This is a genomic window from Lentzea sp. NPDC042327, assembly GCF_040647275.1.
Lineage (GTDB): Bacteria > Actinomycetota > Actinomycetes > Mycobacteriales > Pseudonocardiaceae > Lentzea.
The window spans coordinates 385,710-397,976 of sequence record NZ_JBEZBX010000007.1 but is presented as its reverse complement, the minus strand read 5'-3'; the positions used below and the strand labels follow the sequence as shown (position 1 = coordinate 397,976).

Genomic DNA, 12,267 nt, shown 5'->3' with positions numbered 1-12,267 from the left:
GCCGGCGTCCATGCCCGCCCTGACTCGGGCGGGCACGGCGGTTCGTCCGGGCCCGTAGCGACACCTCGCCGAACGCCCGGTGCACGATTCGGGCGTGGCTTGCGACTTGTCCACAGGGCTTCGGTTGTCCACAGGTTCGCGAGCCGCGGGCTTGACACGCGCGGACTCTCGCTATGGTGGGTGGAGGTGGGCGGTCTGCCCCCAGGGTGGGCGGGGCCCTGCGCTCGCGTCGTTCACGCGATGAGCGCACTGCCGCTGCCCACGACCCGCATCTAGGCTCCTGACGTCCTTTCAGACACTCAAGGTCCCGCCTGACGCGTGGCATCCGCACCCGAGGCCCGTGGCCCCTTACCTCGACACCGGTGGCCCGACCGGCACGTCCGGCCCCATCAGGCCCGGAACGCCGCCCGCACGATCTCCAGCGCCTCTTCTCTCGACAGTCCCAACTCGGCCGACATCGACGCATAGGCGTGCGCTGCCGAACGCACCCGCTCGCGGTTGCTGTCACCGTTCGCGCTGACCACGGTGCCCGCCCGGCCTCGTGTTTCCACGAGTCCCGCTTCCTCCAGCTCGCGGTAGGCGCGAGCGACTGTGTTCACCGCAAGGCCCAGGTCTTTCGCGAGCGCGCGCACTGTGGGCAGTTTGGCGCCGACCGGCAGTTCGCGGTTTGCGATGGCGTGTGCGTAGTGCACACGCACCTGCTCGTACGGGGGTGTCTCCCCGTGGTGGTCGATCTTCACTGCGCCGTTCCTCCCCGCTTGTAGCTACCTCTGTGTTGACCAACGGGCGAGGGCGGCAGAGGTTGCGGGTTTAATTCAGCTCGGACCGGAATTGGGCTGAACCGCTCTCATCTTCACGGAGAGCGACGGCCGGACAGACCCGGCAAGGCGGCGCCGGGACAGGAGCCGTCTTGCCGGGTCGAGCTGGGGCGTGCGGGCGTTCGATGTCGGTCCACACCCGCGGTTCTTGTTGCTATTCTGCGGATTTCGGCGCGACCACGGTGCCGCGGGCGCGCGTTACGACGATCGGTTCAGCCAGCGCGTCCGCCGCGGAAGGGCCGCGTTCGGGCGCCGAACGGCACACCACGCGGGCCTCGAACTCGATCTCCCGCGACCGCTTCCCGATGCGCACCAGCGTCGCCACGGCCTCGATGACGTCACCGGCCTGAATGGGCGCGACGAACTCCACGGAGCTGTAGCCCGCGAACAGGCCCTCGTCGGAGTCGGTGTGGATGAGCATCTCGGTGGCGACGTCACCGAACATGCCGAGCCCGTAGGCACCGTCGACGAGGCTGCCGCCGTAATGCGCGTGCGAGTGCGGCACGTAACGCCGGTGTGCCACGGTGAAACCTTCGACCAAAGCCCCGCTCACGCGGCGACCCCCTTTTTCTCCTGCATCGCGTGCACCAGGTAGCTCGCGACCTCGCCCGGAGTGGTACCCCGGGAGAAAACCCGGTCAACCCCCAGCTCGGCCGCCATCAGCGGGTCGAACCGCGGGCCGCCCGCCACCAGCAGCGGCCGCCGGTCCCCCATCGCCTCGCGGAACGCCGCCGACATCTCCTGCGTGTTCAGGATGTGCGCGTCCCGCTGCGTCACCACCTGGGAGACCAGCACCGCGTCGGCCTTCTCGGCGCGGGCGGACCGCACCAGTTCCGGAACGCTCACCTGCGCGCCGAGGTTCACGACCTTCAGCTCGCGGTAGTACTCCAGGCCCTTCTCGCCGGCGAAGCCCTTGATGTTGAGGATCGCGTCGATGCCGACCGTGTGCGCGTCCGTGCCGATGCAGCCGCCGACGACGACCAGCTTGCGCCGCAACACCTTCTTCAGCGTCGTGTTCACCTCGGCCGGTGACAGCAGCGGGTACTCGCGCTCGACGACCTTGACCTCGTCGAGGTCCACGAGGTGCTTGACCGAGCCGTAGACGACGAAGAACGTGAAGTCGTCGCCGATGGGGTGCGAGTGGACCACCATCGCGGGGTCCATGCCCATCCTGTTCGCGAGCTGCTGCGCCGCGCCGTCCGCCTTGGGACCGAACGGGATCGGCAGCGTGAACGACGTCTGGACCATGCCGTCGCCGGTCGTGTCGCCGTAGGGCCGGACGTACCTCTTGGCGTCAGACATTCGAGGCCTCCAGCAGGTCCGAAGCCGGGTTGAAGTACTCGGGAGCCTTCTCGACCACGCCGTCCGCGCCCTTGCCCTTGTCGGCCGGGCGCTTCATCAGGCCGAACGTGCCGTCGGCGATCGCGTTGAGCAGCCCGTCGCCGACGATGCGCTCCAGCAGGTCCACCGCCTCGCCCAGCACCTGGTGCGCGCGCTTGACGATCAACCCGTCCGGTGCCGGCCGGAAGTCCTCCGCGAGACTGCCGGCCGCGTTGAGCACGTACCGGACGTTCTGCAGCGCGAGGTCGCGGTCGGACAGGAACGGCGTCACGACCGCCTCGGTCATCATGCCGACGAGCAGGATGGACTGTCCGGTGAGGACACCCGCGAGGTTGAAGAACCCGTCCAGCAGGTAGCCGTTGAACACGTCGCCGGTCATGTGCTTGGTCGGCGGCATCCATTTGAGCGGCGCGTCCGGGAACAGCTCGCGGGCCAGCAGCGCGTGCGCGAGCTCCAGCCGGAACGAGTCGGGCACCTTCGGGTTGATCTCGAACGCGTGCCCGAGGCCCAGCAGGTGGTCGGGCAGTCCCGCCTCGTGGGCGAAGTGCTCGTTGAGCAGCTGGGACACCGTCACGGTGTGGGCGGCCTCGACGGCGTCCGCGGTGGTGAGGTAGTTGTCCTCGCCGGTGTTGATGATGATGCCGGCGCGCGCGTGGACCTGGCGGGAGAACCGCTGGTCGACGAACGTGCGGATGGGGTTGATGTCGCGGAACAGGATGCCGTACATCGAGTCGTTCAGCATCATGTCGAGCCGCTGCAACCCGGCCAGGACGGCGATCTCGGGCATGCACAGGCCGGACGCGTAGTTGGTCAGCCGCACGTACCGGCCGACCTCCTTCGACACGTCGTCCAGCGCCGCGCGCATGATCCGGAAGTTCTCCTGCGTGGCGTAGGTGCCCGCGAACCCGTGGTGCGTGGCGCCTTCCGGGACGTAGTCCAGCAGCGACTGGCCGGTGGAGCGGATCACGGCGATGACGTCGGCGCCGGCGCGGGCGGCGTTCTGCGCCTGCACGACGTCCTCGTCGATGTCGCCGGTCGCGACGATCAGGTAGATCCACGGGCGTTGCGCGGGGTCGCCCCACTTCTGCACCAGCTTCTCGCGTTGGACGCGGTTGCGGTCGACCGTCTTGAGGCCCTTGGTGATGGCGGAGGTGGCGGCCTTCTTAACTGCGTTCAGGTCCCTGCCAGTGGGGATTGAGAACTGGACCTGCCCGGCGGCGGTGGCCTCGGCGAGCTCGGTCAGGCTCGCGAGGTTGTGCTGCCGCAGGGCGTGGAACGCGGGCAGCACCACCCCGTGCTCCAGCCCGCACTGCTCGCGGACCGTGTCGATCACGCGGTTGACCCACGGCACGTCACCGGCGCGGTGGGTGGAGTCCGCGCCGGTGATGCCGGCCAGCCGCAGCGTGGCGCGCTCGACCGCGACCGTGGTGTGCGCCTTCGCGATGGACACCACGGGTTCGGCCGCCCGCGCGGCGAGCTCGCGCGCGGTGGCGACGACCCTCGGGTCGAGGTCGAGCAACGCCATCGAGTCACTTCCTCTCGTAGATCGTCCGGCCGTTCAGCACGGTCCGCACGCACACCGGGGCGGGCCCGGTGAGGTCGGGCAGGCCGGGCACGCCCGACCGCGGGTCGGTGGACCAGCGCTGGACGCGGGCGTCGGACCCGGCCACCACGAGGTCACCGGTCTCCCACACGGCGTACGTCGCGGGCGCACCGGGCCGCAAGGTGCCGGTCACGCCGTCGTCCACGCCCGCCGCACGCCAGCCACCGCGCGTGTGGGCGGTGAACGCGGCACGTGGGGACACACCGAAGCCCTCGGTCCTGTGGTGCACCGCGGCCTTCACCGCTGCCCACGGGTCGATGGCGGTCACCGGCGTGTCGGAGCCGAACGCCAGCACGACGCCCGCGGCGGCCAAGCGCGAGAAGGGGTTGAGCCCCACTCCGCGCTCGGCACCGAGCCGCTGCACGTACATGCCGGTCGGGCCGCCCCATTCGGCGTCGAAAAGCGGCTGCACCGAGGCGATGACGCCCCACCCGGCCAGCTGCTGGGCCTGTTCGGCCGAGACCATCTCGACGTGTTCGAGGCGGTGCCGGGCCGACGCCAGCGCCGGGGTGCCGAGCGTTTTCTCGGCTATTGCGAAGCCCTCGACCACGGCGGCCATGCCGGCGTCGCCGATGACGTGGAAGCCGGCCTGGATGCCCAGCTCCGTGCACTTCACCAGGTGGTCGGCGACCTGCCGGCCGGTCAGGTACAGCGCACCGGACGTGTCCGCGTCGGCGTACGGCTCGGCAAGCGCGGCGGTGCGGGAGCCGATCGCGCCGTCAACGAAGTGATCGCCAGCCAGGCCCTGCACGGGGACACCGGGCAGGTCGTGGTCTCCCCAGTAGGCCACGACCTGCGGGCCCTCGCCCAGCGCCAGCAGCTCGCGCAGGTCGTCCTCGCCGGAGATGTCCGGGCCGGCGCACTCGTGCACGGACGCGATGCCCATCGACGCCGCGTGGTGCAGGAACGCCAGCTGTGCCTCGCGGCGCTGCTCCGGCGTGATGGCGTCGCGTGCGATGCGTCGGACGTGATGGTGTGCGGCGCGCGCGAGGGGGCCCTCGGCGGAGTAGCCGTCAGCCGCGCGCGTTTCGTCCGTGACGAGGTTCGACGACACAAGTGCCGAGTGCACGTCGATGCGTGACAGGTAGACCCTCTTGTCGCCAGCCGCCTCGTCGATCTCCGCACGCGTCGGAGGGCGGTTCTCCGGCCACCGCGTCTCATCCCAGCCATGACCCCACACGAGCGGGCCCTCGGCGTTGCGGACCTGGTCCAGCAACGCCTCCAGCGACGGCGTGCGGGTCAGGTCGACACCGGTCAGCAGCAGACCGGCCGAGGTGGCGTGGACGTGGGCGTCGACGAACGCGGGCGCGACGAAGGCACCGCCGAGCTCGACGACCTCGGCGTCCGGGTGCAGCGTGCGCCCGACCGAGTCCTGTCCGATCCAGACGACCACGCCGTCCGTGACGGCCATCGCCGTCGCATCCGGTGCGTAGATGCGGCCGCCGACCAAAAGTTGCGTACTCACGTCACGCAGTCTGCCTCTGCTCGAACAACGCCCGCACACCCGCCTGGGTGCGGACGAGGTCGAGCGCGAACGCGGCGTGACCTGGCACATAGCCGTTGCCGACCAGCATCTCGACGTCCGCGGCCAGACCCTCTGCTCCCAGAGCGGCGGCGCTGAACGAGGTCGCCATGGAGAAGAAGATCACGGTGCCGCCGTCGGCGGTCGCGAGGATGGCGCCGTGCTCGCACCCCGGCACGTCCACGCACACGACCGTCACGTCGACCTGCTTGCCCACGGCTTCGGCGACGGCGACGGGGTTGCGTGCGTCCGCGATCACGACCTCGTCCGCCAGGCCTGCCGCACGGACCTGTGCCGCTTCACGTTCCGTGGGCACCAAAGCAACCAGACGCGACGCACCGGCCTGACGCGCGGCCGCGAGGGAGAGCGACCCCGACTTGCCCCCACCACCGAGCACGAGCACGGAACCACCGGGGTGCCGGCGCACGACCCGGTCGGTCAACGCGGGCGCACCGCACACGTCGAGCACCGACAGCGCGAGCCCGGCGGGCAGGTCGTCGGGCAGCACGGCCGCGATCGAGCGCCCGAACAGCACCGCGGTCCCCCGGCACGGCACCTGCTCGTCCTCGCCGCTCCAGTCCTGCAGCCCGTCGGTGATCCGCAACGGCGTCAGCGTGAGGCTGACCAGCGTCGCGATCCGGTCACCGGCCTTGAGCCCGAGCGGCGAGGACGGTCCCACCTCCAGGACCGTCCCGAACAGCATGCCGCCCGAGCCCGTGACCGGGTTCTGCATCTTGCCGCGCTCGGCGACGATGTCGAGCACCGCCTGCCGCACCGCGTCCGGACTCCGGTGCGCCTCCCTGAGCTGCCGGAACGACGCCGCGTCCAGGTTGAGCCGCTCGACCGCGACGACGACCTCGTCGTCAGCGGGCACGGGTGCCGCGTCGAGCCGCCACGCCTGCTGCGGCAACACGCCCGCAGGTTCGAGGACACGGTGCAGTCCGTACGCGCTCACCTGAAAATCCTTCGGTCGACGACGCTGTCTCGAAGATATCTTCACGTGAGGCGTCAAGATCCCGCAAGTATCATTCAGAATTCACGCGGAACCAGCGGCAGTCGTAGGGCGCCAGGTCGACCTTGGCACCGGTCTTGGCCGGCTTCACCGTGCCGCCCGTCGCCAGGTCCGTGAGCACCCCGTCGACCGGGACGCGCACGGTGACCTCCCGGTCGGCGAAGTTGTGCAGGGCGATCACCGCGCCACCGTCGCAGTCCGCGCGGTGGGCGAACACGGTCGGATCGCCGACGTCGAGCACCTGCACGGTTCCCCACGCCAGCTCCGGGGCCTCGCGGTAGAGCTCGACCAGCTTGCGCATCCACGTCAGCAACGACTCGGGGTCGTGGCGCTGCTTGCCCGCCTCCTCCCAGTCCATCGGCACGCGCACCGCGAGCCGGCCTTCGAGCGACAGGTCCTCCTCCAAGCCGATCTCCTCGCCGTAGAAGAGCACCGGCGTGCCCGGCAGCGTGAACAGCAGGCTGTAGACCATCCGGATGCGGCGCTGGTCCCCGTCGAGCATCCCGGGGAGGCGGCGGCGCAGCCCCCGGCCGTAGAGCTGCATCGAGGGATCCGGCCCGAACGCGTCGAAGACCTCCTGGCGCTCGTCAACCGGCAGCTTGTCCAGCGTCAGCTCGTCGTGGTTGCGGACGAACGTCGCCCAGTGCCCGTCGCGCGGTGGCTGCGGGCGTTCCTGCAACGCCTTGGCCAGCGGCCCGCTCGTCTGCCGCGCCAGCGCCAGGTACATCGCCTGCATGCCGACGAAGTCGAAGCACATGGTCAGCTCGTCGCCGACGCCCTGGCCGTAGAAGGCCATCGTGTCCTTGTACGGCAGGTTCACCTCGCCGAGCAGGACAGCTTCACCGTTGCGGCGGTTGAGGAACGCCCGCAGGTCGGTGAGGTAGTCGTGCGGGTCGGGCAGCTCGATCGCGTCGGACCGCTCCTGGTGCTCCAGCAGGAACGGGACGGCGTCGACCCGGAAGCCGCTCAGACCCAGCTCCGTCCAGAAGCCCATGATCCGCGCGATCTCGTCGCGCACGGCGGGGTTGGCCACGTTCAGGTCGGGCTGGTGCTTGTAGAAGCGGTGCAGGTAGTACTTGCCGACCTCCTCGGAGTACTCCCACAGCGAGCTCTCCTTGTCAGGGAACGTGATGCCCTTCGGCCCGTCCTCCGGCGGCTCGTCGGCCCAGACGTACCAGTCGCGCTTGTCGGGGTCGTGGAACCACGGGTGCTGGTCGGACGTGTGGTTGACGACGAGGTCGGCGATGACGCGCATGCCGCGGTCCCGTGCGGCGCGGACGAACTCCACGAAGTCGCCCAGCGAGCCGAGGCGCGGGTCGACGGCGTAGAAGTCGGTGATGTCGTAGCCGTCGTCGCGCTCGGGCGTGGGGTAGAACGGCATCAGCCACAGGCAGGTGACACCGAGCGCGTGCAGGTGGTCGAGTCGTTCGGTGGCGCCGCGGAACCCGTTGTCGGAGAAGGTCTCCACGTCCAGGCAGTAGAGGACGGCGTTCTTCCACCACACGTCCGAGGTGCGGATCATGCCGTCACCTCCGGCAGCACGTGCTCGCCGAACGCGTCGATGAACGGCACCAGGTCCTGGCCGACGTGGTGCAGGTAGATCTCCTCGAAGCCCAGCTCGGCGTAGTCGTGCAGGCGTTCGGCGTGCCACTTGAGGTCGTCGGAGATGTTGACGACGCCTTCGAGCTGCTCGGCCGTGACGTTCTCGGCGACCACGTCGAAGTGCTCCGGCAGCTCCAGGTCCCAGCACACCGGCGGGCGGAACACGTTCGTGCGCCACTGGTCGTGCGCGATCGCGCGAGCCGTGTCGAGGTCCTGCGCCCAGCTCAGGTGCACCTGCAGGTGCAGCTTGCCGCGCCCGCCCGCGTCCCGGTAGGCGCCCGCGACCTCGCGCAGGCGTTCCGGTGCGGCGTTGACGGTGATCAGCCCGTCCGCCCACGACGCGCACCACCGCGCGGTCTCGGGGCTCACGGCGGCACCGATCAGCTGCGGCACCTCGCGGGGCAGGGTCCACAGCCGGGCGCGGTCGACGCGGACCAGGCCGTCGTGGCTGACCTCGTCGCCGTTGAGCAGCGCGCGGATCACCTCGACGCACTCCTCCAGCCGCCGGGTGCGGACGTCCTTGCGCGGCCAGCCGTCACCGGTGATGTGCTCATTGCTCGCCTCACCCGTCCCGAGCGCGGCCCAGAACCGGCCGGGGTACATGGCGGCGAGCGTGCCGATCGCCTGCGCGGTGATCGCCGGGTGGTAGCGCTGCCCCGGTGCCGTGACCACGCCGAACGGCAGCTCGGTCGCCTGCAGCGCGGCACCGAGCCACGACCACGCGTACCCGGACTGGCCCTGCCGTTCGCTCCACGGCGCGAAGTGGTCGGAGCTCATCGCGGCGGTGAAGCCGGCCTCCTCGGCCCTGCGCACCGCGGTCAGCAGCTCGGCGGGGTGGATCTGCTCATGTGACGCATGGACGCCGTAAACGGTCATGCGACATCGGTACCCAGGACGAAGATCCAGGCAACCTCCGCTTCGGCGGCAACTCCCCGGCGGGCGCGTTGAACCGATCCCGGCTGGCGTCCGTGTCCACGTCAGCACCTCGGAGCTGAGGAGGATCGGCGATGTACAACGAGACCCGAGTCGGGACGGCGACCGTTGTCCAGTTCATCCGGCCGGACGGCACGGTCGAACCCATGGACGTCGACCTCCACTACCGCACGGACGACCCCCACGCGGTGACGATGCGGTTCCACACCCGCGACCAGGAGTCCACCTGGCTCGTCGGCCGGGAGCTGCTCGCCGACGGGGTGCTGGCGCCGGCTGGGCTCGGTGACGTGCGGCTGCGCCCCGGTGACGGTGACGTGCTGGTCCTGGAGCTGGTGACCGAGGACTCGCACGCGGTGTTCCACCTGCCGGCCGAGGAGCTGCACCGGTTCCTGCAGTCGACCTACCAGGTGGTGCCGTCCGGGCGCGAGGTCATCGACTTCGACCTGCTGCTCAAGGACCTGCTGGCCTGACCCCTGCTGATCTGGTCCCCGCTGCTCTGGTCACAGCCGCAGGCCGAGCACCAGCTTCTCCTCCACGGCGATCTGCCGGAACCCGAGGTGCTGCCAGAACCCGATCGCGTGTGTGTTGTGGCGGCGCACGTGCACGTGGACGCCCTTCTCCAGGCGTTCGAGCACGGCACGCACGAGCTTGCCGCCGTACCCCTTGCCCGTCGCACGCGGCAGCAGGTTGGCGTGCATGTGCGCGGGATAGTCGATGGCGAGCATCGGGTCGACGCGCGCCGGGTTGTGGATGTGGCGGACGACCCGGTTCGCACTCGGTGTCATCGGGTAGCGAATGCGCAGGTCGGGCCACCAGTCGCGGTCCAGTCGGTCCTCGAACGCGAGGCTGTCGGCCGTGCCGATCGCGTAGCCGCAGACGCCGTCGTCGTCCTCCGCCACGAACGCGAGGTCGGGCTCGAAGGCGACGTACGGGCCGACGTGGGCGTGACCGAGCAGGCGCGGGTCGTCGAACAGGTGGCGGGCGCCCCGGCCGCCGTTGCCGGTGTCGAGGCAGATGTCGTGGAGCGCGTCGAGGTCGGCGGGGTGGTACGCGCGGATCACGGCAGTTCGCGGCGTTCCGCGACCACCACGTGGTCCGCGTCGACCGTCACGACCTCACCCTCGACGACCTGACCGGGGCCGAAGCGGCGCTCGTGCTCGAACTTGAGCGCGGCGGCCTCCGCCTTGCGGGCGATGCGGCGGCTGACGAGCCGGCGCGTGGGCGGGAAGAGCAGGAACAGCGCGGCCACGTCGCTGACGAAGCCGGGCACCATGATCAACGCGCCGGCGGCGGCGATGAGCACCCCGTCGGCCATCTCCTGGTGCGGCTGCTGCCGCTTGAACACCGACTCGGAGAACGCGGCCATCGTCTGCGCGCCCTGCCTGCGGACCAGCACGAGACCGACGAGCGTGCCGACCAGCAGCAACCCGATCATGGCCAGCGGGCCGATGGCGTTGCCGACGGCGAGCATGACCGCGACCTCGGCGAAGATCCCGGCGAGCAGCAGCGCGAAAAGGGGCATACCTCCACAACGCACGGACGCCCGCGGTTGCTCCCACGCCTCTTCGACCAGGGCTTGAGCCGAAATATTTACGGCACGCTAGCGGTGTGACAGGATATCTTTACGCGACCTCGACGCTGAGGAGTACGGATGACCGCGCTGCACGACGCCCCCACGGCGCTGGAGCGGCTGGACCGCCAGCCGTACACGTACGTCCGCCGTGAGCTGGTCGAGCCCGACTGGCGCCGGTTCCCCGGCTGGGCGCACGTGACCGAGGCGCAGTGGCGTGACGCCCAGTGGCAGCGGGTCAACTGCGTGAAGAACGTGAAGCAGCTCCGCAAGGTCGCGGGCGACCTGCTCACCGACAGGTTCTACGACGACCTCGCCAAGGACATGGACGCCTTCGCGACGATGTCGATGCTGATCCCGCCGCAGATGTTCAACACGATGGCGGTCGGCGCGGACCTCTCCCCCGACGCCTTCACCGAGGCGTTCCTGGCCGACCCGGTCCGCCGCTACATGCTGCCGGTCTCCTCCGACCGCGACCCGCGCTGGCCGTCGCACCCGCACTCGCAGCGCGACTCGCTGCACGAGGCCGAGATGTGGGTCGTCGAGGGCCTGACCCACCGCTACCCCACCAAGGTGCTGGCCGAGATGGTCTCCACCTGCCCGCAGTACTGCGGGCACTGCACCCGCATGGACCTGGTCGGCAACTCCACCCCGCTGATCGACAAGCACAAGCTGTCGCTCAAGCCGGTCGACCGCCAGGACCAGATGATCGACTACCTGAAGAAGACCCCCGGCGTTCGCGACGTGGTCGTCTCCGGCGGCGACGTCGCGAACGTCCCGTGGCCGCAGCTCGAGTCGTTCCTCATGCGCCTGCTGGACATCGAGACCGTGCGCGACGTCCGCCTCGCCACCAAGGCGCTGGCCGGCCTCCCCCAGCACTGGCTCCAGCCCCGAGTGGTCGAGGGTCTGGAACGCGTCGCCCGCACCGCCTCCCGCCGCGGCGTGAACCTCGCCATCCACACGCACGTGAACCACGCACAGTCCGTGACCCCCCTCGTCGCCGAGGCCGCCCGCACCGCCCTGGAAGTCGGTGTGCGGGACGTGCGCAACCAGGGCGTGCTGATGCGCGGGGTCAACGCCACCCCGGCCGACCTGCTGGACCTTTGCTTCGCCCTGCAAGGGGAAGCGAACATCCTGCCGTACTACTTCTACATGTGCGACATGATCCCCAACGCCGAGCACTGGCGCGTTGCCGTGTGGGAGGCGCAGGAGCTCCAGCACGCGATCATGGGCTACCTGCCCGGCTACGCGACGCCACGGATCGTGTGCGACGTGCCGTACGTCGGCAAGCGGTGGGTGCACCAACTGGAGGACTACGACCGCGAGCTCGGGATCTCGTACTGGACCAAGAACTACCGGACCGGGATCGAGCTGGAGGACCCGGAGGCGTTGAACCGCCGGTACCCGTACTACGACCCGATCTCGACGCTCGGTGAGACCGGGCAGAAGTGGTGGGCCGACCAGAGCTGACGGGTCACGACGGGGCCGTCTCCGGGACATCTCCCGAGGACGGCCCCGTCGGCATGTTTGCCCGGTCGAGACCTATAGGGTCTTATTGGTCCTCGACGTCCAATGGCCCCGCGATGACCCAGGAAGTCCATAAGAGACGGTCTTGCCGTCTACATCAGACTCACGCGGTCTCGGATTGGTCCATCTACCGCCCTCGACCCGCCGCTCATGCCTTTGGATCATCTGGAGGCACACCACATCAGCGCCGGGCACCGGGGTCGCGAACAGGACCGCGAACCGCTCACGCTCGGGTGCGGCGATGCCGGTCACGCCGGCGATGTGATCAGGGCCGGTGTACTTGGCCGTCAGAGCGAACCGGCCCCCAGAGGGTTCTCCCCGTGGGTCTCGGCGGCGGCG

12 protein-coding genes are annotated in these 12,267 nt (G+C 69.9%); 2 read left to right on the top strand and 10 right to left on the bottom strand.

The features are described from left to right. Window positions 1-389 precede the first annotated feature (389 nt). The 8 genes from AB0A63_RS20805 to AB0A63_RS20770 all read right to left on the bottom strand — a co-directional run bounded on the left by AB0A63_RS20805 (window position 390) and on the right by AB0A63_RS20770 (window position 8,774). A complete protein-coding gene (locus tag AB0A63_RS20805; RefSeq protein ID WP_360393632.1) occupies window positions 390-740 on the bottom strand; it encodes a GntR family transcriptional regulator in 351 nt (116 codons plus the stop codon). 232 nt (window positions 741-972) lie between these two features. Continuing rightward, window positions 973-1,341 (bottom strand): hotdog fold domain-containing protein, encoded by a 369-nt coding sequence (locus AB0A63_RS20800; protein WP_360393630.1) that lies wholly within the window; start codon window positions 1,339-1,341, stop codon window positions 973-975. 26 nt (window positions 1,342-1,367) lie between these two features. After that, complete coding sequence (locus AB0A63_RS20795) at window positions 1,368-2,120, bottom strand: OAM dimerization domain-containing protein (protein WP_360393627.1); 753 nt, start codon at window positions 2,118-2,120, stop codon at window positions 1,368-1,370. After that, entirely contained in the window at window positions 2,113-3,684 is a 1,572-nt protein-coding gene (locus tag AB0A63_RS20790; RefSeq protein ID WP_360393625.1) for a lysine 5,6-aminomutase subunit alpha, read from the bottom strand. Before AB0A63_RS20790 ends, AB0A63_RS20795 begins: the two co-directional genes overlap by 8 nt. A gap of 4 nt (window positions 3,685-3,688) precedes the next feature. Continuing rightward, complete coding sequence (locus tag AB0A63_RS20785) at window positions 3,689-5,236, bottom strand: amidohydrolase (RefSeq protein ID WP_360393745.1); 1,548 nt, start codon at window positions 5,234-5,236, stop codon at window positions 3,689-3,691. Beyond that, window positions 5,229-6,239: an L-erythro-3,5-diaminohexanoate dehydrogenase gene (locus AB0A63_RS20780; RefSeq protein WP_360393623.1), complete on the bottom strand. Its 1,011-nt coding sequence runs from the start codon at window positions 6,237-6,239 to the stop codon at window positions 5,229-5,231. The genes AB0A63_RS20785 and AB0A63_RS20780 overlap by 8 nt, the downstream gene beginning before the upstream one ends. Window positions 6,240-6,309: 70 nt before the next feature. After that, window positions 6,310-7,818, bottom strand: coding sequence for an alpha-amylase family protein (locus AB0A63_RS20775; protein WP_360393621.1), 1,509 nt, complete (start codon window positions 7,816-7,818; stop codon window positions 6,310-6,312). Further along, window positions 7,815-8,774, bottom strand: a complete 960-nt coding sequence (locus AB0A63_RS20770; protein ID WP_360393618.1) for a TIGR03885 family FMN-dependent LLM class oxidoreductase — start codon at window positions 8,772-8,774, stop codon at window positions 7,815-7,817. The genes AB0A63_RS20775 and AB0A63_RS20770 overlap by 4 nt, the downstream gene beginning before the upstream one ends. A gap of 131 nt (window positions 8,775-8,905) precedes the next feature. Between AB0A63_RS20770 and AB0A63_RS20765 the strand changes: the two genes are divergently transcribed. Beyond that, the gene (locus AB0A63_RS20765) at window positions 8,906-9,301 is read left to right on the top strand and encodes an SsgA family sporulation/cell division regulator (RefSeq protein ID WP_360393615.1); all 396 of its coding nucleotides are present in this window, start codon (window positions 8,906-8,908) and stop codon (window positions 9,299-9,301) included. Window positions 9,302-9,331: 30 nt separating this feature from the next. Here the strand turns inward: AB0A63_RS20765 and AB0A63_RS20760 are convergent, their stop codons facing one another. Then, on the bottom strand, window positions 9,332-9,892 hold the full coding sequence (locus tag AB0A63_RS20760; protein ID WP_360393612.1) for a GNAT family N-acetyltransferase: 561 nt from the start codon (window positions 9,890-9,892) through the stop codon (window positions 9,332-9,334). Continuing rightward, window positions 9,889-10,353, bottom strand: a complete 465-nt coding sequence (locus AB0A63_RS20755) for an FxsA family protein (protein WP_360393610.1) — start codon at window positions 10,351-10,353, stop codon at window positions 9,889-9,891. Before AB0A63_RS20755 ends, AB0A63_RS20760 begins: the two co-directional genes overlap by 4 nt. Before the next feature lie 129 nt (window positions 10,354-10,482). Here AB0A63_RS20755 and AB0A63_RS20750 point away from each other — a divergent pair, with 129 nt between their 5' ends. Continuing rightward, complete coding sequence (locus tag AB0A63_RS20750) at window positions 10,483-11,871, top strand: lysine 2,3-aminomutase (RefSeq protein ID WP_360393608.1); 1,389 nt, start codon at window positions 10,483-10,485, stop codon at window positions 11,869-11,871. Window positions 11,872-12,267: the final 396 nt, after the last annotated feature.